The organism is Nonlabens sp., from assembly GCF_018401815.1.
Classification (GTDB): domain Bacteria; phylum Bacteroidota; class Bacteroidia; order Flavobacteriales; family Flavobacteriaceae; genus Nonlabens.
Genome location: NZ_JAGYKG010000002.1, coordinates 69,934 through 94,330, shown reverse-complemented (window position 1 = coordinate 94,330; position 24,397 = coordinate 69,934). Strand labels below are relative to the sequence as shown.

28 protein-coding genes and 2 tRNA genes are annotated in these 24,397 nt (G+C 37.7%); 19 read left to right on the top strand and 11 right to left on the bottom strand.

Translation table 11 applies throughout. The features are described 5' to 3' along the window. Positions 1 to 59: 59 nt before the first annotated feature. The 5 genes from KG732_RS04730 to KG732_RS04710 all read left to right on the top strand — a co-directional run bounded on the left by KG732_RS04730 (position 60) and on the right by KG732_RS04710 (position 4,531). On the top strand, positions 60 to 461 hold the full coding sequence (locus tag KG732_RS04730) for a thymidylate synthase (protein ID WP_292890788.1): 402 nt from the start codon (positions 60 to 62) through the stop codon (positions 459 to 461). A gap of 105 nt (positions 462 to 566) precedes the next feature. Beyond that, positions 567 to 1,391, top strand: a complete 825-nt coding sequence (locus KG732_RS04725) for a thymidylate synthase (RefSeq protein WP_213521331.1) — start codon at positions 567 to 569, stop codon at positions 1,389 to 1,391. A 342-nt stretch (positions 1,392 to 1,733) separates the two neighbouring features. Beyond that, positions 1,734 to 2,900 carry an ergothioneine biosynthesis protein EgtB gene (egtB, locus tag KG732_RS04720; protein ID WP_213521330.1) on the top strand — a complete coding sequence of 389 codons (1,167 nt, stop codon included), beginning with the start codon at positions 1,734 to 1,736 and terminating at the stop codon, positions 2,898 to 2,900. Then, positions 2,897 to 3,862, top strand: coding sequence for an L-histidine N(alpha)-methyltransferase (locus KG732_RS04715; protein ID WP_213521329.1), 966 nt, complete (start codon positions 2,897 to 2,899; stop codon positions 3,860 to 3,862). Before egtB ends, KG732_RS04715 begins: the two co-directional genes overlap by 4 nt. Before the next feature lie 387 nt (positions 3,863 to 4,249). Continuing rightward, positions 4,250 to 4,531, top strand: a complete 282-nt coding sequence (locus KG732_RS04710) for a DUF427 domain-containing protein (RefSeq protein WP_213521328.1) — start codon at positions 4,250 to 4,252, stop codon at positions 4,529 to 4,531. 100 nt (positions 4,532 to 4,631) lie between these two features. Here KG732_RS04710 and KG732_RS04705 read toward each other — a convergent pair whose 3' ends face one another. After that, positions 4,632 to 5,141, bottom strand: a complete 510-nt coding sequence (locus tag KG732_RS04705; protein WP_213521327.1) for a lipocalin family protein — start codon at positions 5,139 to 5,141, stop codon at positions 4,632 to 4,634. A gap of 330 nt (positions 5,142 to 5,471) precedes the next feature. Between KG732_RS04705 and rplM the strand changes: the two genes are divergently transcribed. From rplM to KG732_RS04680, 5 genes are all read left to right on the top strand, one after another. After that, positions 5,472 to 5,927, top strand: a complete 456-nt coding sequence (gene rplM / locus KG732_RS04700) for a 50S ribosomal protein L13 (RefSeq protein ID WP_213521326.1) — start codon at positions 5,472 to 5,474, stop codon at positions 5,925 to 5,927. Position 5,928: 1 nt separating this feature from the next. Next, entirely contained in the window at positions 5,929 to 6,315 is a 387-nt protein-coding gene (rpsI, locus tag KG732_RS04695; RefSeq protein WP_213521325.1) for a 30S ribosomal protein S9, read from the top strand. Between the two features lie 189 nt (positions 6,316 to 6,504). Beyond that, positions 6,505 to 7,305, top strand: coding sequence for a 30S ribosomal protein S2 (gene rpsB, locus KG732_RS04690; protein ID WP_213521324.1), 801 nt, complete (start codon positions 6,505 to 6,507; stop codon positions 7,303 to 7,305). Between the two features lie 38 nt (positions 7,306 to 7,343). After that, positions 7,344 to 8,309: a translation elongation factor Ts gene (gene tsf / locus KG732_RS04685; RefSeq protein ID WP_213521323.1), complete on the top strand. Its 966-nt coding sequence runs from the start codon at positions 7,344 to 7,346 to the stop codon at positions 8,307 to 8,309. 151 nt (positions 8,310 to 8,460) lie between these two features. Then, entirely contained in the window at positions 8,461 to 9,360 is a 900-nt protein-coding gene (locus KG732_RS04680) for a hypothetical protein (protein WP_213521322.1), read from the top strand. An 80-nt stretch (positions 9,361 to 9,440) separates the two neighbouring features. Here the strand turns inward: KG732_RS04680 and KG732_RS04675 are convergent, their stop codons facing one another. Together KG732_RS04675 and ruvC are read right to left on the bottom strand one after the other, a co-directional pair. Next, positions 9,441 to 9,944: a rhodanese-like domain-containing protein gene (locus KG732_RS04675; RefSeq protein WP_213521321.1), complete on the bottom strand. Its 504-nt coding sequence runs from the start codon at positions 9,942 to 9,944 to the stop codon at positions 9,441 to 9,443. 3 nt (positions 9,945 to 9,947) lie between these two features. After that, the gene (gene ruvC / locus KG732_RS04670; protein WP_213521320.1) at positions 9,948 to 10,502 is read right to left on the bottom strand and encodes a crossover junction endodeoxyribonuclease RuvC; all 555 of its coding nucleotides are present in this window, start codon (positions 10,500 to 10,502) and stop codon (positions 9,948 to 9,950) included. 18 nt (positions 10,503 to 10,520) lie between these two features. Here ruvC and KG732_RS04665 point away from each other — a divergent pair, with 18 nt between their 5' ends. Together KG732_RS04665 and KG732_RS04660 are read left to right on the top strand one after the other, a co-directional pair. Next, positions 10,521 to 11,435, top strand: coding sequence for a lysylphosphatidylglycerol synthase domain-containing protein (locus KG732_RS04665; RefSeq protein ID WP_213521319.1), 915 nt, complete (start codon positions 10,521 to 10,523; stop codon positions 11,433 to 11,435). Beyond that, complete coding sequence (locus tag KG732_RS04660) at positions 11,432 to 12,574, top strand: glycosyltransferase (protein WP_213521318.1); 1,143 nt, start codon at positions 11,432 to 11,434, stop codon at positions 12,572 to 12,574. The genes KG732_RS04665 and KG732_RS04660 overlap by 4 nt, the downstream gene beginning before the upstream one ends. On the opposite strand, the gene KG732_RS04655 is transcribed toward KG732_RS04660, so the two are convergent. Together KG732_RS04655 and KG732_RS04650 are read right to left on the bottom strand one after the other, a co-directional pair. Then, positions 12,546 to 13,034, bottom strand: a complete 489-nt coding sequence (locus tag KG732_RS04655) for a hypothetical protein (protein ID WP_213521317.1) — start codon at positions 13,032 to 13,034, stop codon at positions 12,546 to 12,548. The two genes, KG732_RS04660 and KG732_RS04655, sit on opposite strands and share 29 nt — an antisense overlap. A 20-nt stretch (positions 13,035 to 13,054) precedes the next feature. After that, entirely contained in the window at positions 13,055 to 14,179 is a 1,125-nt protein-coding gene (locus KG732_RS04650; protein ID WP_213521316.1) for a tetratricopeptide repeat protein, read from the bottom strand. A 52-nt stretch (positions 14,180 to 14,231) separates the two neighbouring features. On the opposite strand from KG732_RS04650, the gene KG732_RS04645 reads away from it, so the two are divergent. Continuing rightward, a complete protein-coding gene (locus KG732_RS04645) occupies positions 14,232 to 14,768 on the top strand; it encodes a dihydrolipoamide dehydrogenase (protein WP_213521315.1) in 537 nt (178 codons plus the stop codon). A gap of 49 nt (positions 14,769 to 14,817) precedes the next feature. Here KG732_RS04645 and KG732_RS04640 read toward each other — a convergent pair whose 3' ends face one another. Further along, positions 14,818 to 15,633, bottom strand: coding sequence for an HAD family hydrolase (locus KG732_RS04640; protein ID WP_213521314.1), 816 nt, complete (start codon positions 15,631 to 15,633; stop codon positions 14,818 to 14,820). Positions 15,634 to 15,895: 262 nt separating this feature from the next. Between KG732_RS04640 and KG732_RS04635 the strand changes: the two genes are divergently transcribed. From KG732_RS04635 to KG732_RS04625, 3 genes are all read left to right on the top strand, one after another. After that, positions 15,896 to 15,969, top strand: a tRNA-Asp gene (locus KG732_RS04635). A gap of 154 nt (positions 15,970 to 16,123) precedes the next feature. Beyond that, positions 16,124 to 17,206 carry a heparan-alpha-glucosaminide N-acetyltransferase domain-containing protein gene (locus KG732_RS04630; RefSeq protein ID WP_213521313.1) on the top strand — a complete coding sequence of 361 codons (1,083 nt, stop codon included), beginning with the start codon at positions 16,124 to 16,126 and terminating at the stop codon, positions 17,204 to 17,206. Between the two features lie 217 nt (positions 17,207 to 17,423). Further along, complete coding sequence (locus tag KG732_RS04625; RefSeq protein WP_213521312.1) at positions 17,424 to 18,011, top strand: DUF6642 family protein; 588 nt, start codon at positions 17,424 to 17,426, stop codon at positions 18,009 to 18,011. A gap of 309 nt (positions 18,012 to 18,320) precedes the next feature. Here KG732_RS04625 and KG732_RS04620 read toward each other — a convergent pair whose 3' ends face one another. From KG732_RS04620 to KG732_RS04600, 5 genes are all read right to left on the bottom strand, one after another. Then, entirely contained in the window at positions 18,321 to 18,620 is a 300-nt protein-coding gene (locus tag KG732_RS04620) for a type II toxin-antitoxin system RelE/ParE family toxin (protein ID WP_213521311.1), read from the bottom strand. Next, positions 18,613 to 18,864: a type II toxin-antitoxin system ParD family antitoxin gene (locus tag KG732_RS04615; protein WP_213521310.1), complete on the bottom strand. Its 252-nt coding sequence runs from the start codon at positions 18,862 to 18,864 to the stop codon at positions 18,613 to 18,615. Before KG732_RS04615 ends, KG732_RS04620 begins: the two co-directional genes overlap by 8 nt. A gap of 213 nt (positions 18,865 to 19,077) precedes the next feature. After that, positions 19,078 to 19,332, bottom strand: coding sequence for a GIY-YIG nuclease family protein (locus KG732_RS04610; protein ID WP_292890819.1), 255 nt, complete (start codon positions 19,330 to 19,332; stop codon positions 19,078 to 19,080). A 116-nt stretch (positions 19,333 to 19,448) separates the two neighbouring features. Then, on the bottom strand, positions 19,449 to 19,703 hold the full coding sequence (locus KG732_RS04605; protein ID WP_292890819.1) for a GIY-YIG nuclease family protein: 255 nt from the start codon (positions 19,701 to 19,703) through the stop codon (positions 19,449 to 19,451). A 50-nt stretch (positions 19,704 to 19,753) separates the two neighbouring features. After that, a tRNA-Leu gene (locus KG732_RS04600) sits at positions 19,754 to 19,835 on the bottom strand. A gap of 111 nt (positions 19,836 to 19,946) precedes the next feature. Here KG732_RS04600 and KG732_RS04595 point away from each other — a divergent pair. The 3 genes from KG732_RS04595 to KG732_RS04585 all read left to right on the top strand — a co-directional run bounded on the left by KG732_RS04595 (position 19,947) and on the right by KG732_RS04585 (position 24,141). Next, positions 19,947 to 21,332, top strand: coding sequence for a dipeptidase (locus KG732_RS04595; protein WP_213521309.1), 1,386 nt, complete (start codon positions 19,947 to 19,949; stop codon positions 21,330 to 21,332). Between the two features lie 449 nt (positions 21,333 to 21,781). Continuing rightward, positions 21,782 to 22,147 carry a BlaI/MecI/CopY family transcriptional regulator gene (locus tag KG732_RS04590; RefSeq protein WP_213521308.1) on the top strand — a complete coding sequence of 122 codons (366 nt, stop codon included), beginning with the start codon at positions 21,782 to 21,784 and terminating at the stop codon, positions 22,145 to 22,147. A gap of 2 nt (positions 22,148 to 22,149) precedes the next feature. Beyond that, positions 22,150 to 24,141, top strand: coding sequence for a M56 family metallopeptidase (locus tag KG732_RS04585; RefSeq protein WP_213521307.1), 1,992 nt, complete (start codon positions 22,150 to 22,152; stop codon positions 24,139 to 24,141). The last annotated feature ends 256 nt before the right edge of the window (positions 24,142 to 24,397 follow it).

The window sequence follows — 24,397 nt, the reverse complement described above, 5'->3', positions numbered from 1 at the left end:
TTTTGTTAAAAAAATGATTAAATTTGTGTCAGTTCTTATCCTTAAAACAGTAGCACCTTTTGAAAATCATTCCTTACAAGCATAAGTTTGATTACTCTTTTGGCTCCATGACATGCTATGAGCATTATGTGATAGGCCTGTTAGATTCTAGCGTAATCGTCAACAACGAAATTGCCATGCGCATGCTTACTGATATCAACAACTATTACGGCAAAGAAAAAATAGTGTTCATCTCTAATCGCGAATTTGGCCATGACGTAGACGCCAAGGTATACCAACTTGTGAATGCTAAGACTATGGTAGGAATTGCTATAGTTGGAACTACTCTAGAACAAAAAATGCAAGCCGTTTCAGAGCAATCTTTATATTCTGGTTCTTTTAGCTTTTTTAATAATATAGAAAGTGCTATCGCTTGGGCAAATTCATTTTCTCCTAATGAAGACGAGCATCAAACTGGTTAATAAAAGCTCATATCTTCCGTAACTTTAATTCGTTTTTAATTATAGATTTCAAGTAATTTGTGTTGTTTAGTTGGAACAAGTATCAACAAAGCCATTGTATATATTATGAAACAATACCAAGATTTACTTCAAGATATTTTAGAAAACGGAATCGACAAAGGTGATCGCACTGGAACAGGAACTCGCAGCCTTTTCGGTTATCAAATGCGTTTTAATCTTCAAAAAGGCTTCCCTTTAGTAACAACAAAAAAGGTGCATTTAAAATCTATTATTCACGAATTGCTGTGGTTGCTATCTGGAGACACTAACATACAGTACTTGAAAGATCATAACGTAAGAATATGGAATGAATGGGCTGATGAAAACGGCGATCTTGGACCAGTTTATGGACACCAATGGCGCAATTGGAATGATGAAGGAATAGATCAAATCAAAGAGGTGATTAACACATTAAAGACCAACCCCGATAGTCGCCGCATGATCGTTAGTGCTTGGAATCCTAGCGTACTGCCAGATACGAGTAAAAGTTTTTCAGAAAATGTGGAAAATGGCAAAGCAGCTTTGCCACCCTGCCATGCCTTTTTCCAATTCTATGTTGCCCATAACAAACTAAGCTGTCAATTGTACCAAAGAAGCGCAGATGTATTTTTAGGTGTTCCTTTTAATATCGCAAGCTATGCCTTATTAACAATGATGGTAGCACAGGTATGCGATTTAGAATACGGAGATTTTATCCACAGCTTTGGAGATGTACATATTTACAACAACTTAAGAGAACAGGTAGAGCTCCAATTGACTAGAGAGCCCAGAGCATTGCCACAAATGAAACTCAATCCTGAAATCAAAGATATATTTGATTTTAAATATGAAGATTTTGCTTTAGAAAATTACGATCCGCATCCTGCTATTAAAGGGGTAGTTGCTGTGTAAACAAGTCTCTAAGTGGCTATGGCTAGAAGTTATAAACCTATCTGCCCAGGTAGTTATCCCCAAAGCTTTTGTGTTGATTGTCATTGTTTTGGTGGCAGCAGTACGTATTGTTTTTGGCATTTAGCTCTCAAGCTATCTTGCCAAACCCAAAGGGCTGCTACCTACTCGATGTCGCAACGATAATAATGTATGGAATTATGGCCTTTCTTTTGTTCCACCTGCCTTTCTTTTTGAAATAGTACAACAATATTTAATGAAAGAATGTATCTTCAAAATCCATTTAACGGGAGCTTAACGCTTTCGCGAAAGCGAAATAAGTAAAAACACCTTAAATTTGAGTACATGATTTCTACAAAGCAACTTCTTCAACTTTTTATTGAAACACGAACCGCAACAGAAGGTATTTGTCAACCCTTAGAAACAGAAGATTATGTAGTACAGCCTATCGTAGATGTGTCGCCGCCCAAGTGGCATCTAGGCCATACCACTTGGTTTTTTGAAGAATTCTTACTCGATGCACACCTACCCCATTACAAAAGATATCATAAAAATTACGCCTTTGTATTCAATAGCTATTATGAAAGTATAGGGAAACGCGTGGTGCGTACTGATCGTGGTAATCTTTCCAGGCCTAGTGTTCAAGAAGTTTACGATTATCGCTCCTATGTGACTTCTCACATGCAAGAGTTGATAGAAAATCACCTGACAGAAGAGCTTATCCCAATTGTAGAAATAGGCATTCATCATGAAAAACAACATCAAGAATTACTGCTCACCGATATCAAGTATATTTTAGGAAACAATCCGTTACAACCGAAATATGGCAGCGCTTTCGATGAAGAGCTTCTTGAAAACACCAGCGTTGGCTTTACAGAAGTAAAAGAGGGCGTTTATGAAATAGGTCATAACTCTAAGGGATTTTGTTATGATAATGAACAACCCAAACACCGGGTGTTTTTAGAGCCGTATTCCATAAGTAACTCATTAGTAACTAATCAAGAATGGATCGCATTCATAAATGACGGTGGTTATTCTAACCCGATGCTATGGCATACCGAGGGATGGGATTGGGTACAAAAAAACTCCATTATTGCACCTATGTATTGGCATTTTGAAAATGCTAAGTGGATGCAGTATTTGTTAAGCGGTTCCAAAGAAGTGAATCTAGCTGCGGCAGTCACACATATCTCCTATTATGAAGCATATGCTTTTGCACAATGGAAAGGAATGCGTTTACCTACCGAGTTTGAATGGGAAGTTGCTCAGTCCCATTTCAACCATGGCAACCGCTGGGAATGGACAGAAAGTGCCTACCTTCCCTATCCTAACTATCAAAAACCCGAGGGTGCTCTAGGAGAGTATAACGGTAAATTTATGGTCAACCAGAAAGTGCTGCGAGGAAGCTCTATCGCTACGCCCGCGAATCATGCACGACCTACTTATAGAAACTTTTTTCATGCGCCACTTAGATGGCAATTTACTAGCTTGAGACTTGCCCAATCATTATGACAAAAAAAGAATCGTTCCAGCAAGAATTTGAACAACACGTAAAAATAGGACTGAGCAAATTCCCTAAGTTTTTAAGCTCTAAATATATTTATGACGATCGTGGTGATAAGCTATTCCAGCAAATTATGGACTTGCCAGAATACTACTTAACCACAGCAGAATTTAATATCATTGAACAAAACAAAAGTGATTTGAGAATGCTTTTTGAACAGGATAAAGGATTTGATTTGATAGAGTTGGGCGCAGGAGACGGAAAGAAAACTAAAGTGCTTCTTGAAGAACTAGATCGTCATGACTCTAACTTCACTTACATCCCTATAGACATAAGTCAACATGCTATAGATGAGTTGACAGTATCTATTAAAAAAGTTTGGCCTGAGATGGAGGTACAAGGAGCACAAGGTACTTATTTTAAGATCCTTAAAAATCTGGTCAACTACAACCAAAGACCAAAAGTGATTCTGGTATTAGGGTCCAATATTGGAAATTTATCCCATGTAGAAGCCATAGGTTTTTTGAAAAATATTCAAGAAATCATGGCTTCAGAGGATACGTTATTAATGGGTTTCGACCAAAAAAAAGATCCACTGACCATTCAAACTGCCTATGCCGATTCTTCTGGGGTTACACAAGAGTTTAACCGGAATTTACTTCATCGAATAAATCGTGAAATGGATGCTGACTTTAAAGTCAACAACTTTGAACATTGGGAAGCTTATGATCCAGAAACTGGAACGGCAAAAAGCTACTTGATAGCTACTGAAAAATGCGAGGTACACATTAAAAAGTTACATCTAAGGATCTGTTTCAATAAATGGGAAACCATACATACCGAAATATCTCAAAAATACGACGACTTGATAGTGGAATGGCTCGCCAAAGAAGCTGGGCTTGAAATCTATCAGGTTTTTGAAGATGAAAAGAAACTTTTTAAAGACTACCTATTTAAAAAAAAGAAATAAATGCTATCCTGTATGACACCTGCATGTGTTCATCGCGTTTGAAGAACCTACAGCATCTACACCAACAATAGCAGTACTTTTCATAATACCATTAGTTCTGCATTCGATACGGGTTGAAGGAGTTCTGATAAGACCAACAAATTAAATTGGGTCCTGAACCACGAACGCTAATATAGTTTCCTAAGCCTTCATTATTAGCATCTTACGATTCTTCATTAGCATCAGTGCTGCTATGACCGTTGCAATAAAGAACAAAACTAGTAGTACTATTATATTCCTGGAAGCTGCATTTAAATCAAAAAACAAAACGACCCGTTAGACTTTTAACATAGATTTCTAAAGAAACAAGACTTATTTACAGAGCTTTATCAACTAAATCAACTACTTATGAAAGCTATATGGAACAATCAAATAATTGCTGAGAGCGACACCACCATAATAATCGAAAACAATCACTATTTCCCAGCAAATAGTATTAATAAAAAATACTTCGAAGACAGTAATACAACATCAAAATGTCCATGGAAAGGCACTGCTAGCTACTATTCTCTTGAAGTGAATGGTAAAAAAAATGTAGATGCTGCCTGGTATTATGCAGAAACCAAGCATGCTGCAAAAGAAATTGAAGGCCATGTAGCTTTCTGGAAAGGCGTACAGATGGAAGAATGAGAAAACCCCTCTTATAGCTAACCAATTAATAACCTACAATCTAAATCTGTAGAAAGTGTACTAATTCTAGGATGTAAAAAAACTACTTACTTACCAAACACTATATTTTAGTATAGACCGCATCAAGAGACGTAATAGATGATGCAGGAGTTCCAGTGCGACCACCTACATATTGATCCAGTTCTTGTCCTGTCAATGAAACTTCAAAGGTAGTTGGTGTAAAAGTTACTGCCTTATTGTGAGTAATGGAACCACCATTAACTTGCGCAACAATTGTTAAAACCGAGTTAGCGCTTAAAGAATAAGTTCCATTTTGGGAGCTTATAAGACAAGTAAAATTGTTATTCAGATCAAAATTTGGTTCGGCAACCGTGGCAAAGAAATCACCATTTACCAAAAAGTCAATATCCATACTAGCAAAGCAAGCCGCCTCATTAAGAAGCTCTGTGTGACTCACTCCGTCTTGATTAAAGTCAACTGGAGTATTTGCTGTAAGCGACGTAAGAATATAAGTGCCGGCAATATTCATATTTACTGCGCTACTACTTGTAGATTCTGTTTGACAACCTATACCTATCAAAATAATTAGTATGCCTAAAAGCTTTTTCATCTTTATAATTTTTAATAAATATACAAAATTCACTGAGTAATTTTTTGAAACAGATTTCTATTTTAACTAAAGCATTTAACAAATTTTATTACAAGCACAGCAATCCCGGGTTACCTTATCTGTATTTAATCAAAAGCAAAGAGGAATAAAACTAAACAAATAAAAAAGCTACTTAAGTAAAACAAAGAACTAATATTGCAAAAAATATTTCTACGTTTCAAATTTATAAATAAAATTAAAAAAAGCGGCTTGTGATTCTAAATTAAAAGATTACATTTGCAGCCCGATTTTAGTTAGTAAAATCAGACAAAGAATTAAAACTATTTCAAGGTGAATACTTTAAGTTACAAAACAGTTTCAGCGAACAGCGCTACAGTAAACAAAGAATGGGTACTGATAGATGCTGCTGAACAGCCACTAGGTCGTATGTCTTCAATAGCTGCAAAGTTTTTGAGAGGTAAATACAAGACAAATTTTACTCCCCACGTAGACTGTGGTGATAATGTTATCATTATCAACGCTGACAAGATCACTCTAAGTGGCAACAAATGGAGCGAGAAAACATACATCAGACATACCGGTTATCCTGGTGGACAGCGCAGTCTTACTGCAAATGAATTATTTGCAAAAGATCCAACTCGTGTTGTAGAACGTGCTGTAAAAGGCATGTTGCCCAAAAATAAATTAGGAAGCGCCATCTATCGCAACCTAAAAGTGTATTCTGGTGCTGAGCACGGTCATGAAGCACAACAACCTAAAACCATTAATCTTAACGAGGTAAAGTAATATGGAAACATTACACAAAATAGGTAGAAGAAAAACTGCCGTTGCGCGTGTTTACCTTACAGAAGGTAAAGGTGACGTAACAATTAACAAAAAAGATCTTACCGACTATTTTACGACAGGAATGTTGCAGTACAAAGTAAAACAAGCTTTTACCCTTACCAATACAACTGATCTTTACGATGTAAAGGCTAGTGTGCGCGGTGGTGGAATTACTGGACAAGCTGAGGCTATACGTCTTGCTATCGCTAGAGCTCTTGTAGCTATCGACGAAGAAAACCGCATCGCTTTAAAGCCAGAAGGTTTGATGACTCGTGATCCAAGAATGGTAGAACGTAAAAAATTCGGTCAAAAGAAAGCAAGAAAAAAATTCCAATTTTCAAAGCGTTAATACAACACTATTATTACTCCCCTTTGGTGTTATCATCAAACGGGATTTGTTCTTTTTTTATTCATATTAATTTGCTGTCACGCCTGGTTGCCTCCAGAGCTCAGTTTAGCATCTAAATAATGAGGGCAATTACGCTTCGGCTTATGACCACTTCATTATTGCTATCGACAGAACGTAAACTATTTAATTATGGCAAATAACACAGATGTCAAGTCTTTACTTGACGCAGGGGTCCATTTTGGTCACCTTACTCGTAAATGGGATCCTAACATGGCTCCTTATATATACATGGAACGTAACGGGATCCATATCATCAATCTTTACAAAACAACTGCAAAGTTAACAGAAGCTACTGACGCACTTCGCAAGATTGCTGCATCTGGACGTAAGGTTCTTTTTGTAGCTACTAAGAAGCAGGCAAAAGACATCGTTGCACAACACGCTAGTGATGCTAACATGCCTTACATCACAGAAAGATGGCCTGGTGGAATGCTTACTAACTTTGTAACGATCCGTAAAGCTGTTAAAAAAATGGCTACTGTAGATCGTATGAAAAAAGATGGCCGTTATGAAACTCTTTCTAAGAAAGAACGTCTTCAAGTTGACCGTATGCGTGCAAAATTAGAAAAGAACTTAGGTTCTATTACTGAAATGACTCGCATGCCAGCTGCACTTTTTATCGTTGACACGGTACGTGAACACATCGCAGTAAAAGAAGCTTTGAAATTAGGTATCCCTATTTTTGCAATGGTTGATACCAATGCCAATCCACGCGATATCGATTATGTAATCCCTTCTAATGATGATGCCTCTAAATCTATAGACATTATTGTAAAACAAGCTACTGACGCTATCCAAGCTGGTCTTGAAGATCGCAAGTCTGATAAAAACGCTGAAGAGCAAGAAAATGAAGCTCCTAAAGCCGAGAAAAAAGTCGCTAAGAAGGAAAAAGCTAAAGCAGCAACTACTGCAAAAGACGAAGAAGAATAAACTTATAACGCTAGGTAACTAGTACAAAACTTATTAAAATGGCTAAAATATCTGCTGCTGAAGTAGGAAAATTAAGAAAGACAACTGGAGCTGGAATGATGGACTGTAAAAAGGCCCTTGTTGAAGCTGAAGGTGATTTTGATAAAGCAATAGAAATCCTTAGAAAAAAAGGTCAAAAAGTAGCTGCAAAGCGCGCTGATCGTGATTCTTCAGAAGGAGTTGTAGTTTCAAATATCAATGATGCTAACACGAGAGGGATTCTTTTATCCCTTAACTGTGAGACTGACTTCGTTGCAAAAAACGATACCTACGTAGAGTTAGCAACTAAAATTGCTGCTATTGCACAACCCTGTAACTCAAAAGAAGAAATTCTCGCATCAAAATTTGATGACAGCATGACTGTAGAAGAAAAACTTATTGAGCAAACTGGTGTTATTGGTGAGAAAATCGAAATCGGAGGTTTTGAAGCTTTTGAAGCTCCTTATGTTGGTGGTTATGTACACGGTAATAAGATTGGTGCATTAACAGGTCTTTCTACTAGTAGTGATCACGCTGCAGAAGTTGCAAAATCAGTATCTATGCAAGTAGCTTCTATGGGAGCCACTACACTTTCTTATAAAGATTTTGATGATGCATTTGTACAGTCTGAAACAGAATCAAGAATCGCTGCTATTGAAAAGGATAACATCGAGCGTGGACGTTTAGGTAAAACCCTATTAAACATTCCTTTGTTCATTTCTAGATCTCAGTTAACTGATGAAGCTCTTGCTACCGCAAAAGCAACTTATGAAGCTGAACTTCAAGCAGAAGGGAAACCAGAAGCTATCTGGGAAAGAATTATACCTGGTAAAATGGAACGCTTTATTGCTGACAATACTTCTCTTGATAAAGAGCAAGCATTATTAGATCAAGACTATATCATGGACGACAAGCAAACTGTCGCTCAGTTTGTAGCTTCTAAAGATGCACAAGTAGTAGGATTCAAAAGAGTTTCTATCGCTTAATAACGCATTTTATAAATTGTAACATCCGACTCATTAAAATGAGTCGGATTTTTTTTGATACTTATGATCACTTCCTCTACTCTTGCTTTCAAATTTATAATATCTTGCCCCATACATTTCTAATGAAGAGGTGCTTAGCGAAATTTATACCATGAAGAAACTAGTTTTTATTAGCTTGATCGTTCTCACTTGTTTATCCTGTAAAACTCAGACGAATAGGGCAACAAGGGTTTTCAAAGAAACTGATTTGGAGTTCCAGCTTATCAAAAACCTAGATAATGACCTGACAGAAACCTCTGGACTAGAATACTACAATAACCTCATCATCACTCATAACGATAGTGGTGATCAACCTACCTTATACTTTTTAGATCAAAAAGGAACCCTGCTCTACAGCAAGACTTATAAGAATATGAAGGCGGTAGACTGGGAGGATATTACAAAAGACGACACCCACCTCTATATAGCAGATACCGGTAACAATCGTGGAAACCGTAAAGATCTTAGCATTTATAAAATTGCCCTAAAGGAACTTAATAATGAAGACGCCTTGGTTGAAAAATTACACCTCTCTTATCCAGATCAAAAGAGCTTTGAAAAAGGAGATCAAGATCATCCTTATGATGCTGAATCTCTAGTAGCTATTGAAAAAGACCTCTACCTCTTTTCTAAAGACTGGAAAGATCAAACCACGGTGATCTACAAAATCAATAAAAATCAAAAAGATCAAAAAGCTGAAAAAGTAAGTTCGTATAATATTAAGGGTCTTGTTACTGGGGCTACCTTTAATGGAAAAAACACCGTACTCCTTTGCGGTTATAACAGCAGCCTTACTCCTTTTGTTTTCAAAGTACATTATGAAAATGGCACTTTTGAATTTCTTGAAAAACAAGAACTAAGTATCAATGGTGGTGCACAAGTAGAAGCGATTTCTTATTTGACCACAAAGAATACTAAAGAAGTCTATTACTTCTCTTGTGAAGCGACAAATATCCAACTGGGAGAAGATGAAGCGCTCTCACAAGCACAGCTTTACGAGCTGAGGTGGTAAGCACCCCTTTTTATAGATCACCTTTTGAAAATATCAGCGCCTATGACTCCTTTCTAATCTAGTAAGGTCACTAAACAGTTCTATGGCTGATACACTTTTTCTCCAGTCTTCAGGTATTTGGCCCATTTTTTTCCATATACATGAACATTCTCAGTAGGTCGTTGGTTTTGATCTACTATCTGGTAACCGGCATCCTTCCAGGAAAAGATACTCCCATAAAGGTTATACACTTTTGAAAATCCGTCTTCCAACAGGTCCTCACCGTAATCTTCTGACCGTATTCCAACACTGCAATACACGACAATTTTAGTGTCTTTAGAGATTCCGTGAAAATTTTTTCCATCGTATTTCTCTCCTACCCAAATCGCCTTTGGTAAATGGCTTACTTGGTATTCTTCTTTTTTACGAGTATCTACCACCGTATACTCTTGGTAATTCATTTGAAGCATCTGCACACTGATATAAGGTACCGTAAGCTTATTATTTTCCCTCAACAAACTAGGGATATCCTTTTCTTGAGACACTGATGCAAGCGGCAGCATGATAATGATCCATAATAATAAAGCAGAACAACTATCCTTCATCAGCTACTTTTTGATTCGTTCCCCATTTTGCTTAACAAAAGCTTCCCATCCCGTATAGCTTTTACCAATTTCTATGCTACCACTATTATAAAAATGGCAAACGGCAGCAGCAAGCCCATCAGTCATGTCTAGATTTTTAGGCAACTCTTTTAATCCTAAAAGGCTTTGTAACATCTTTGCCACTTGTTCTTTACTGGCACTTCCTTTTCCAGTAATGGACTGTTTTATTTTTAGAGGAGCGTATTCAAAAACAGGAATGTCTCGAGACAGTCCTGCCGCCATAGCCACTCCTTGAGCTCGACCTAATTTGAGCATGGACTGAACATTTTTACCAAAAAACGGAGCTTCTAATGCTATTTCATCTGGATGATAGGTATCTATCAACTCTATAGTACGTTCAAAAATACGTCGTAGTTTTACGTAAGGATCTTTTAATTTACGCATGTCCAGCTCATTCATCTGTATAAAACTCATAGCATTCCCTTGTACCTTTATGATCCCAAAACCCATGATTGCCGTACCGGGATCTATCCCAAGAATGATTTTTTCTGTTGCCAATTGTTGTATTTTTCGCACATGTCTATCGCGCTTCACAAATCTAAGCAATTCCTAGCTCCGTTGATAAAAATCATTGTGATCTTGATTTGCGCGTACGTAATTTATATCCAGTGGATGGAGCGGCCTTTGCAACTTAATGAGCTTTGGATCGCTCTTCAAAAATTACAAGGATTCACTTTGGTAGCTATGATCGCTGTAAGCCTCGCAAGCTGGCTGGTGGAAAGTAAAAAATGGCAGTATTTAGTGAGTGATTTTTATGAGTTAAGCTTTCGCGAAAGCGTCCTACAAAACCTCACCGCACAAGCAGCAAGTTTTATAACCCCATTCAGAGCTGGAGAATTTGCAATGAAATCGCTATTTTTCAAAAAATCCTTACGGAAAAAAGTCCTGAGCAGTATTCTCGCTGGTACCATTTCCCAGATGCTAATCACCGTCTTGCTAGGGATTACTGGGGTCCTGTTTTATTTAAAAGAAAGTCTTGAATTAGACACGGCATTTTACCTGATTGGTGCCGGAATTCTATTGCTCGTACTCCTGGCAGGCCTCTCTTTATGGCTCATCAAAAAATGGAATTATAAGATCCCGACCACAAAAAAATGGTGCCGTACTATTTTATTTTCACTACTGAGGTATCTGCTATTTGCTAGTAACTGGCTGCTCCTGTTATGGCTACTCGATTATGAATCTCCTATCTTGATCACGATGAGAAATGTCAGCATATTTTATCTTGTAGTTTCTATCATCCCCGTTTTTCAAATCTTTGATATAGCTTTAAAATGGACCGCTGCCACTTATATTTTTGAAGGTGCCTTTTTCAATTCCGAACTTATTATCGCAGCGACAAGCATCATCTGGTTGACCAATTCTATAGCACCTACCTTATTAGGCTGCGCGTTACTTCCCTTTCAACGACTCAAAACTTTAGAAGAATGAGTGGGCTGTTTTTTATCATTGTCTTTGGTTATGCACTGGTCATACTTCTACTATCTAAGGAACTATTGACCTATCCAGCAACAAAAATAGACCCCTCCATAGAACAACTTCCCTTTAGCATCATCATTAACTATAGGAATGAAGAAAGCCGCCTGCCTGCCTTATTAGATTCAATAAAGAAACAGGCCTACCGCTTTGAAAAAACCCAGTGGATTTTTGTAAACGACAAGACGACAGATCATAGCCTAGAGATCCTTCAATCCTTTACAGCACAACATTCAGAAATTCCAATAGTGCTCTTGAACCGAATACCAAAATCTGCTAGTGCTAAAAAAGACGGCATTACTCAGGCCTTAGGACTGGCTATACACCCTCACATCCTTACTACCGATGCCGACTGTATCTTACCAGCAGACTGGGTTGCCTCCTATAACGCCATCTACCACAAGCATACAGAAGCTCACTTTATTGCAGCTCCAGTGGTCATCCAACAGGAAAACAGCTTGCTCACCGCTTTACAACATCAAGAAATGATGGCCTTGCAATTGATTACCGCTGGGAGTTTTTCTTACCGTCAGCCTTTTATGTGCAACGGTGCCAACATGAGCTTTACTAAAGAAGCGTTCTACGAGGTAGATGGATATGAGGGCAACCGCCATATTTCTAGTGGCGATGATATTTTCTTATTAGAGAAACTCGCTGCAGAAGATGTGATGAAGTGCCATTACCTCAAATCTATGACTGCGATAGTCACCACCTTTCCAAAACTCGATCTGAAAAGCATGATTGACCAACGAGCTCGATGGGCTCAAAAAGGCAGTACAACTAAAAGCATGCTGAATAAGCTGCTCAGTTTTCAGGTGTTACTAATGAGCATCTTGTTTATATCGAGCCCTTTATTATGGTACTTTTCACTCATCAGCAGTCAGATGTTTATAGGGGTACTCGCTGTCAAAGCCTTTACCGACATGATTGTGCTGGTAATAGGAGATCAATTTTTTGAAGGCGTAAAATGGAAGTTTGCCGTTGTCAACTTTTTGATCTATCCGTTTCTGGTAGTGGTGATAGCCTTCAGTAGTTTGTCAAAACCACAATGGCAGGGAAGAGCTGTTAATGCTCCAAGGAGTCCACAGGATTAAAAACAATAGGTAATCTATAGGTTGTAGCCACTGGTATAGATTTTTTTTGAGCACTTTTAATAACAGGGAAGTTATTCAATCTCTTTTGCAGCAATTCATGCATATAGTCTTTATCGATGCTGGGAGCAGATTTATATAGACTATCGTATGTGATACGACCTTCTTTACTTACTGTAATCGATAAGTACATGCTATCTTTCCTAGCTAAATGTATAAGAATTTCTCCATTACTTAATTTTTGCTGGACTAAAGCGTGCAATTGTTCGTAAAAGCAGTCTGCCGTAGTCAGCATCTCCTCGCAGTTATCAAATAATGGATAGCGGTCTATAGAAGTCATATCCAGTTGCTCCAGCTTCTTTATCGCCTGCTCATCTGCCTGTACTTTTTTTTGCTGGTCAGAAAGGCAAGAAAAGCAAAGCGCTACGAGCAGCATTATTATTACAACAGAACCTTTATTCATAAAGCTAATGTACAACCTTTCTATTTTTTGGCAGCTAGAAAAAGTTCCTTGCGCAAATCTTCTGCTCGAGCCTTAGCAATATCTTGATATGTACTCTGAGGATAGGATCTTATAAACTCTTCATAGAACTCCAGTTTCTTACTTTTATCTGTATAATATTGATCTGCAGCAAGTGCGTATTGATAGCCGATCACATCGTCCTCTGGCTTTTCTCTTTTTGCTCTTTTGGTTGCATAAAAAGCATTTTTATAATCGCCTTGTCTCACATAAACTGTTGCTAGCTGTAAGAATTCCTGATCTAACTCTGGAGTCTTAAAAGCTATGGCGCGTTCTATATAATCTTGTGCCAATTCCAAGTTACCCAATTTTAAATAGGCTTGGGACATGATAAAGTGAACCAGTGCATCTTCTTTTTCATAATCACTAGTGTAACGCTCATAATTATCTATAGCAAGCTGCCATTGCCGATCGTTAAAGTAGGACCATGCCAAATGTTTACGATTGAACTCGGTATCATTTCCAAGATTAAAAAGCAGTTCAAAATGCTCAATCGCCTTATCGTATCTCTTTGCTCCAAGATAGGACTGCGCGATTAAACTATTCATTTTTATGTCGTTGGGATACCATTCTAATGCGGGTTGCACATGGAGAATTGCTTCTCGAAACCTTCGCTTTTTGATCAATAATTTTACCCACTCCATTCTAGCTGCTCGGTAGGATGTGTTTAAGGATACCGCTTTCGCGAAAGCGGAAATAGCATCATCATCATGGCTCAATTCCTCATGAGTCTTACCCATATAATACTGATAAGTGGCATTATTTGGTTCTTCAGCACTAAGGGACAATAAGGTATTAAATGCGGTTACTGGATCGTTATTACCCAATGCCAGACGCGCATATTCCAATCGTGGTTGTAGACTAAGACTATCTCTCTTAAAACCTTCTTGATAGGAGTCCAATGCCGCATAAATAGCTCCCATTTGTGTATATACCCGAGCCAATTTGAATTCGCTTTCTGGCTCGGCCTTATAGATTTCCATCGCCTCTTGATAGTTTCCTAATTGCACGAGACTGTCTGCTACGGCAAGTTGTGCCATCAATTTAAAGGAGCTAATAAAGAGGGTTAAAACAACAAATTTTTTCATTTTATAAATTTAGGCACACTTATTGAAAAAAAGAAAGTCTAAACTACTAATTATGAAATATAGTATACTCCTTTTTGTTCTCGCTATCACCTTAACCGCTTGTGAAGGACCACAGGGACCTCCAGGATTTGATGGCTTTGATGGTGTAGATGGTGTCAACATTACCGCAACATCTATTGAAAGAACTGTAGATTTCTTTGCTCCAGACTATGAGGTATTAATTGATTACCCACCAACCGTAACTGTTTTTCCTAATGACATGACCTTAGTGTATCTCTTATGGGATGTAGTCCCAGGTAATAATGGAGGTACCGTAGATGTATGGAGGTTATTACCACAGACTATTTATACCAACTTTGGCGAATTTCAATACAATTTTGATGCAACTAATGGGGACGCGCGAATTTTTATAGATGCTCCAGCAACTACAGACCTGAGCCAACTTGCTCCTGCTGATATTTCTAATCAGACCTTTAGAATTGTGATTCTACCCGTAGATCTTTTAAACTCTGGTGTGGATGTGAACAATTACAATGAAGTAATGAGCGCAGCAGGCTTAACCATTGAAGACATCATCGTTATTGAATAATAACTACAACCTTTTTTGAAGAAGGCGGTTCGTTGAGGGGCTGCCTTTTTTATGAGTTTTTATGCGCATTTTGCTCCAGCCATAGCGCGACTCCATCTTCTTTATGATGGCCGGTTATAAATCTAGCGGCTTTCTTAACTTCTTCTCGAGCATTTTCTACAGCAACCCCATAACCTACGGCAGCCAGCATAGCTGTATCATTGTAATTATCTCCAAAAGCTACTACATTCTTCATACCCACTTCTGGATACCTCAATTCTAGTAATTTTCTAAGTGCTAGTTCTTTAGAGGTTCCTCTGGGAGTAATCTCTGTATAGGTATTTTTTGATCTGTACAAATGGACGTTAGGACCGAGTAGCTGTTCCGCTTTCGCGAAAGCGGCATCCATTTTTACCTCCTCACCCATAAACATGATCTTGTGAGCACCACCTTGATCTTGGGTCTGTTTAAAATAAGCTAAGGTAACCGAAGTCTCTTCTATGCTAGGCGTAACTCTCGTATTGTGTTCCTCTCGCTTTGCCCACTGATCCATAGCTGGAACAAACCACTCTTGATTGCGGTAGAGTGCCACATGCAGGCCGTATTCCTGCCCTATTTCGGTTAACTTTTCAATCTCTTCATAAGGAATACTCAATTCATATAAAATATCAGAACCGTGCAGTACTAAGGCGCCGTTATAACAAATTAATGGGGAATCAACGATATCTAGTGCCTCCTGTAAATAATACATGGCTTGAGGCATTCTGGCAGATATTAGAATTTTAGGCACTAGAAGTTTTCCTAATTCTTGGCAGGTACGATCAGATAAAAACCTGTTGGCATCTAATAAAGTCCCGTCTATGTCTGTAGCAAAAAGTTGTATCATATTTCAAAGATAAATACTAAGCCCTTGGCTTGTAGAATTCCCTTCAAGTATTATCAACAGCTTCAAAATTTAAGTCATACAAAAACCAATAAAACAGCTTAATCACTGATTTTTAGAAGGTAGGTGGTTGATAAATTTACTAGAAGAAAATGAATGCTATATTTCGGAAAAAAAAGATAAAAAAGACTTGCCTATTCATAAATGAAAAGTATATTTGCATCCGCTAACGCAGAAATGTGAAAGCATCGTTCTATAAGAACACGGTCTGGTAGTTCAGCTGGTTAGAATACATGCCTGTCACGCATGGGGTCGCGGGTTCGAATCCCGTCCAGACCGCAATCTCGATTTAACGAGATGCAATTCAAGTTGTGTGTCCTCAGAAATACTTGAGGATTTTGAAGGTGTCATCAGACACTTTTTGAGAAGCTTTTCCAAACGGAGAGGCTTTTTTGTTTTAAATAAACCTTAGTTTTACGCCAACTCAACAACTTTGAAAACTGACCGCCTTTTCTTTATAGACGCCGTACGTGCTTTTGCTATCGTTATGATGATGCAAGGACACTTTGTAGACACCCTACTCGCGCCAGAATACAGAGACATGGACAGCTCCATTTTTCAGGTTTGGAGCTATTTTAGAGGAATAACGGCTCCTACGTTTTTCACTATTTCTGGAATCGTCTTTACCTATCTTTTAATGAAGTCCAAAAAAAAGGGACTGGCACCAGAGCGCATACGCAAGGGCTTGATGCGAGGCTTATTGCTTATCGCTATAGGCTATGGGCTTAGAGTCCCTATTTGGGACTGGCTTACGGGCACCTTCAACAATTCCTTTTTAATTGTTGATGTATTGCATTGTATAGGGCTTTCTATCATTATCACTGTAGGTATTTATTACCTGACTTTTAAGAAATCCTTGATCTTCTCTATACTCATGCTCGTGTTAGGCATTTCTATATTTATCATGGAACCTTGGTATAGAGATCTCGACACCAGTGGTATCCCCTTAGTATTTGCCAATTATTTAACCCAATCAAAGGGTTCTGTTTTCACCATTATACCTTGGTTAGGATATATGTCTATAGGAGCCTTTATCGCTTCCTTATTTTATCGCTATTTCGGAAGAGAAAAGTTCAAGCCTATTATTGTTTCTGCATTTATAATTGTGGGAACGGTATTGATCTATAATTCCTCTTATTTATTGATGAAACTTTATTATTGGAGCGATATACTACTTTTTAAGCAAGTAGCTTATTATAATTACTTATTCATCAGATTAGGTAATGTATTGATTTTACTAGGAATATTTTTTGCTTTAGAAAGGTTTTTAAAAAACCAACTGATTTTTAAAATAGGACAGAAAACACTTTCTATTTATATTATTCACTTTGTTCTTATTTATGGCAGCCTTACTGGATTTGGCTTATCCATCCTCTTAAGCAAATCGCTCAATCCCTACCAAGCGACTATAGGAGCTGTTTTTTTTGTAATTATCGTTTGTTTGATTTCCTTGTACGGTATTAAAACCAATGCTTTTATTTACAAAAAACTCAGAGGCTTCTTTAAGAGGTCCTAAAGAACTACTAGGAACATGTTAGGTTTTTTAGCCAAAGCCAATGTACTTAAGTATCCCTGAACTATAAATTTCCAGTTCATTACCTGCTCCTGCTTTATCGGATTACAAATACTGGTATTGCTTAGCACGAAGGAGACGCTCGAGCCAGCTGGGTGTAATGAATGTGATCTTACTCGTCCAATATTAAGATACCTACATCGAAAAAATAACGAAGTAAATGAGTAAGTTAGCATTGCCTATAACAGATGTCGAAAATTTTATCTACTGCCTAGAGGTAGTTCCTAATGCTGATGCTTCAGAAATAACAGAAGTAGTAAAAATACTTGAGGACATTGCTTTCAACCAAAACATAACCAGCATCTACAAAGCATGCGATACTATAGAGGGTCTAGAAGAAAGCCTAAGTTATTTACTTTACGACGATCATAATTTTAAAGATTATGAGATCATATATCTCGTTTTGCCAGGAGAAGCAAATAATGTCTTGATCAATGATTATTACTATAGTATGGAAGAGATCGCTGAGCTTTTTGAAGGGAAGTTAGAGGGTAAAGTCATCCATTTTGCTAATAAAAAGGTTTTAGACCTGTCTGATGAAGAGTCTCAATACTTTATTGATGTAACAGGTGCTCGAGCCGTTTCTGGATATGGATATCCTTCAGAAAGTATGTCCAGTGCCTTTACCATAGATCGCTTGTTTTTTAGCGAGTTTTATAAAAATGACGACCTTAAAGAAGTCGTCAAGCACATGTACGATCAACACAGTAAATTGTGTAGGTTGCTAGGTTTTAGATTGTATTATTAGCTACGATGGAATATTTATAGCTACCATTAATTATGTCAAGCTGTACAAGCTTGTCAACAAAAAAGCCCTTCATTTCTGAAGAGCTTTTAAGAATATGTGCGGATGACTCCTTAAAATCATTGATACCATGCTTACTTAAAAGAAGTTCAAAGACTTCTTTAATAAATAGTTCGCCTCGCTTTAATTCTGTAGCATAAAAAAAGGAAAGCTAAATATAACTTTCCTTTTCTCATAATACTACTCGCATTACAAATGCTTAACTTAATTCAAACGCGATGCAATCGCGCGCGACGTGGGTGTGTGGAGATTTTATTCGGTTATTCTTTTCTTCAAATCCATTCTTTCGTGTAATATTCGCGTTATCTCAACAAAATTTTTATTCAGAGCTCTGTAGAATATGATGTGTCGATTTGTTTTCATTCCTAGAAGTTGTTTTGAAATTCCATCATAGTTTTTTCCTAATTCTGGATGTTCAGCGATTTCTTCACAATTGGAAATTAATCCATCGTAGTATTTATCCGCTTGTTGTTCAGACCAAACCTCAAACGTGTAATCCCAAATCTTTGATAAATCCTCGACAGCTTTGTTGGTCAGTTTATATTCAGCCATTCAAGTGCTTTTTCGCTTTTAGAGATTCAAGATGTTTTTTTGGGTCAAAGCCGTGAGCTATTCCACTGTCAATTCCTTCTTGTATTGACATTTTTAAAGCAATAACTTTACTTTCTTCTTCCTCTAAAAGTCTCAATCCAGCACGAATTACTTCGCTAACGTTTTTAAACCTCCCTTCACTTATTCGACTTTGAATGAATTGGTCAAAATAATTTCCGAGTGATATTGATGTGTTTTTGTTCATTTAATTATAAATTTTATCAAAAATACCAAAAACTGGTATAAATGCAAAATTTTTATCAAATTGCAAATAACTCCTAATATGGAGCACTCACAGCGAGTGGCTATCATAAAAAAAGCCCTTCATTTCTGAAGAGCTTTTAAGAATATGTGCGGATGACAGGAACCTGCCTGCCAGAGGCACGACAGGCAGGTCGAACCTGCACGCCGTGAAATATTAATCTAATTCATCTCTTAGAATCCTAAGTTTTCTTTTACCTGTACCACTTTTCCAATACTTTTCTCTAAGTCGTGCTTCCTCTCTTGATGTTCCTACTACTTCTGAGTAAATTAATCGGAAAGGAGCATATGGAGCCGTAGTTTTATTGAGACCTTTATTATGTCTATTTAATCTTACTTCGAGTTCAGTAGAAAAACCCACATATATATAGTTTTTAGTAAGACTGGAAATTGCATAAACTTCATATATCATAACCCAATATAAAAAAAGCCCTTCATTTCTGAAGAGCTTTTAAGAATATGTGCGGATGACAGGAACCTGCCTGCCAGAGGCACGACAGGCAGGTCGAACCTGCACGCCGTGAAATATTAATCTAATTCATCTCTTAGAATCCTAAGTTTTCTTTTACCTGTACCACTTTTCCAATACTTTTCTCTAAGTCGTGCTTCCTCTCTTGATGTTCCTACTACTTCTGAGTAAATTAATCGGAAAGGAGCATATGGAGCCGTAGTTTTATTGAGACCTTTATTATGTCTATTTAATCTTACTTCGAGTTCAGTAGAAAAACCCACATATATATAGTTTTTAGTAAGACTGGAAATTGCATAAACTTCATATATCATAACCCAATATAAAAAAAGCCCTTCATTTCTGAAGAGCTTTTAAGAATATGTGCGGATGACAGGAATCGAACCTGCACGCCGTGAAGCACTAGATCCTAAGTCTAGCATGTCTACCAGTTCCATCACATCCGCTTACTAATAACCCCTATTTGGGACGGCAAATATACATACTTTTGACATATTACAAATTCTTTATCAAATAAAAATTACTCCTTTCTTATCTTTACCTCAAATACTATTTAAATGAATACGAAAGCTTATGTTGATCAACACAAAGATCGATTTATAAACGAACTCATAGACTTACTCAAAATTCCATCCATTAGTGCCGATCCTGCTTATAAAAATGACGTGATCAAAACTAGCGCTCTCATAAAAACTTCTCTTGAAAAAGCCGGTTGTGATCATGTAGAAATATGTGAAACACCAGGCTACCCTATTGTTTACGGGGAGAAGATCATTGACCCTAACTTACCTACAGTTCTTGTTTATGGCCATTACGATGTACAACCACCAGATCCTATCAATTTATGGGACAGCCCACCTTTTGAGCCGGTGATTAAAAAAACAGCCCTTCATCCAGACGGAGCCATATTTGCTCGTGGTGCTTGTGATGACAAAGGACAAATGTACATGCACGTAAAAGCTATGGAATACATGACGGCAAATAACGAGCTGCCTTGTAATGTTAAGTTCATGATTGAAGGGGAAGAAGAAGTGGGAAGCGAGTCCTTAGGCTGGTTTCTAGAACGCAATAGAGAAAAACTAGCTAACGACGTGATCTTGATTTCTGATACAGGCATGATCTCTAAAGACGTCCCTAGCATCACCACAGGACTGCGTGGTTTAAGCTATGTAGAAGTGGAAGTAACTGGACCTAATCGCGACTTGCACTCCGGACTTTATGGAGGTGCGGTAGCAAATCCTATCAATGTATTGTGCGACATGATCGCGCAACTGCATGATGATAATCATCACATCACTATTCCAGGGTTCTATGATAAAGTAGAAGAACTCAGTAAAGAAGAACGTGCCGAAATGGCCAAAGCGCCATTCTCTCAAGAAGCCTACAACAAAGCCCTAGACATCGCTGAAGAACATGGTGAAAAAGGGTATACCACTAACGAACGCAATAGCATTAGGCCTACCCTAGACGTGAATGGGATTTGGGGCGGCTATACCGGTGAAGGTGCCAAAACCGTAATCGCCAGTAAAGCTTATGCAAAAATATCCATGCGACTGGTTCCCGACCAAAACTGGCATGAGATCACCGAGTTGTTCCAGAAACACTTTGAAAACATCGCACCAGCAAGCGTCACCGTTAAAGTAACACCTCATCATGGTGGAACGGCTTATGTGACGCCTATTGATAGTCTGGGCTATAAAGCGGCAAGCGCAGCCTATGAAGATACCTTTGGCAAGACGCCTATCCCACAGCGCAGTGGTGGCTCAATTCCTATCGTAGCATTATTTGAAAAAGAACTGGATTCTAAGTCTATACTTATGGGATTTGGGCTGGATAGCGATGCCATCCACTCGCCTAACGAGCATTTCGGAATCTGGAATTACTTGAAAGGAATTGAAACGATTCCTCATTTTTACAAGCATTTTACCGAGATGAGTAAGTAATTTTTTTAGCAATGGAGCAGCTGTATGATAGCGTTTAATTTACAGGCTCCACTATAAATTTAGAAAGTTCCATTCAATAAAGAATGGAACTTTTTTTTGGGCAGTTCACTAGAGAATTCATTTCGCTACCTCTCCAAGAATTCTCTAATGACCGTGCTTTCCGCTCTATCTTTTATTCCGCTTTGGCTTCATAAAAGGATGCCGCTGCAATCACTACTGCTGAGCAACATGTTATATGTTGTGATTTATTTTAAAGTTCTGGTTTTTTTACCAAATCGCTTTCGCGAAAGCGAAAAAAAACTTAAAAACATCATATCCAGCAGTTTAAAATATTATACAATAGCAGTTCCTAATCTTCATTTTACTTTTATGTTGACTTTTTAATGCTCTACACTTGTAGAATTGAAATATTGTTCTACATTTGTAGATGTAGTTCTAAATTTATAGAGATGAAATTATCCAAATCAGAGGAAGAATTGATGAATGTGCTGTGGGAACAAAAAAAAGCATTTATGAAAGATTTGCTGGACGCCTATCCAGAACCTAAACCAGCAAACACCACCATCGCCACCATGCTTAAACGCATGACAGATAAAGGTTTTGTAGGTTATGAACTCTTCGGTAAAAGCCGAGAGTATTACCCACTAGTAGAAAAGAGCGTGTATTTTTCAAAACATGTCAATGGTCTGATTAAAAATTTCTTCAATGACAGCTCTGCACAATTTGCTTCTTTCTTTACTAAAGAAACCGATTTAAGTAAAGAAGAACTGGAAGAATTGAGAAAGATCATAGACCGTCAAATTGAAAATAAGTAATCATGGAACATTTCTTAATCAATTCTTCTGTTTGTCTTTTTGTTCTCTGGCTGGCGTATAAGTTATTGCTAGAAAATACGTCCTGGCATGCCTTTAAAAGATGGTATTTACTTGGTGCGTTAATGGGTTCCATATGTATTCCTTTTATAGTGGTAGAAACGATTGTGATTCCTATTCAAGAAACGCCTTTTGCAGCTTATGAGTTAAATATGGCAGAGACTGGGATGCAAGAACCTGCTTTGGAAGTAAATTGGTGGTATGTCCTACTTGGCGTTTATGCCATAGGTCTTGCGATCATGATATGGAGATTTGGTAACAACTTGAACTCCTTTAGAATCCAACAAGAAGACGAAATCAGTTCCTACAAATCCTACCAGCTTATACTGCGCCATCAACTTACCATACCTCATTCCTTTCTTAAACGCATTTTTGTCTCTAAAAAAGACCATGAATCTAGCAAAATTCCTACTGTAATTCTAGAGCATGAAAAAGCACATCTAGATCAAAAGCACTCGCTGGACATCTTGTTTATTGAACTGCTTATGATTTTGTTTTGGTTCAATCCGCTGTTATATCTCATTAGGTATTCTATGAAATTGAATCATGAATTCCTTGCAGATCGATCTGTTTTAAATCAAGGTATTTCTACTACAGCCTACCAACAACTATTATTAGACCACGCCACGATCAGTTACCAACAAGCCATGGCCAACACCTTTACTTTTCCCATCATTAAAAAAAGATTTCAAATTATGAAAACACATACCTCACCTGTAAGCCTGGTCTTAAGAAGCCTAGCACTTATTCCTGTTCTTGCATTACTCGTTATGAGTTGTGGTAAAGAAGAAACAGAATTTCAAGAAATAGAGGAAATCATTGAAGTTGTTGAAGAAGAACAAACAGCTAACCGTAAAATAATTGCTGTGGACCCATCAGATCCAGAAGGTCGTATTATGATCAAAGGTGAACCACATACCTATAAGATCAACGGCGATCAAATAGACATTTATAACCAAAATGGTGAATTACAAGATTTTGAAAGTCAAGGATACGATGTTGTAAAAGCAGAGGAGATCATTGAAGTGGTTGAAGTACTCGAGAATCTGACCTCAAAAGATATTGAGGAGTATAATTTTCTAGCTAGGCGACACCAAGAGTTTATTAAAGAGAAGGGGCATATCGTACTTTATAATGAAGACACAAAACGCATGCAACTCATTATTAATTCTATGAATGAAAAACAACGTGCTGAAAATGAACCATGGCCGTATTTAAACTGGGAAAATGATATTAGAGCAGGTCAAATCCCACCGCCACTGCCACCAGCAGCTCCGTCTAGCGATTTTGGATACATCAAAGTAGATGGAAAGATCCAGTATTATACTGTAAAAGGAAATGATAAAGTCTTTTATGATCAATGGGGAAGTAAAATTGACGTTAAAGGAAAGACTTTAGAATATATTAAAGAAGAAGACCTTCCGCCGCCACCGCCACCGGCGAGTCCTTTAGATTATATTGAAAATGCGGGTGATAACATCCACTACTACATTGATGGTGTAAAAGTTAATGCTGCAAAAGCAAAGGCGTTTATCCAAAAGAACGGAAACAATGGCGTGCAAATCATGCCGGTAAATGGAGTGAATTCGTTGAAAATGTACACCAAGTCCAATGATAAAAGAGTAGGCTTGCAAAGTGGATCGCAGAAAGATATAGCGAAGACTTTAGCATATGCTCCTACAGGAAGTGCCGAAACAGTGAATCCTACTAGAACTAATTTTGTCGGTGACCCCATCGATGTCATTAACATCAACAGAGAAAAATATGTGTATTACGTAGATGGACATATTTTGAATTACCAAGAAGCCTTATTAATAGTCGCAAAAAATGAACATTGGAATGTCTATTTAGACAACATAAATAACAAAGCTGCTATGATGATCAACACCTATGATGTGATCGTAGGTCCAGAGGAAATTCAAAAACGCGGCTGTTAATTCCAATGCATCCCAAAGGCTAAAATACCTCATCCTTTATCATTTTTCAACAAAAGCCGTGTAACCATGGCTTTTGTTCGTTCCAACCCTATCGACCAGCTACGAGAATGTCTAAAGCCGACTCCGCTTTGCAGCGGAATGAACGTATGGATTTGAACTCGAAATCGAATTCAAATTTAAGTTGAAGTTGAAGTTGAAAACTGTAACAATTCTATGCATTTGACGTTTATTAAGTTACAATCCCTTTCTAAACCAT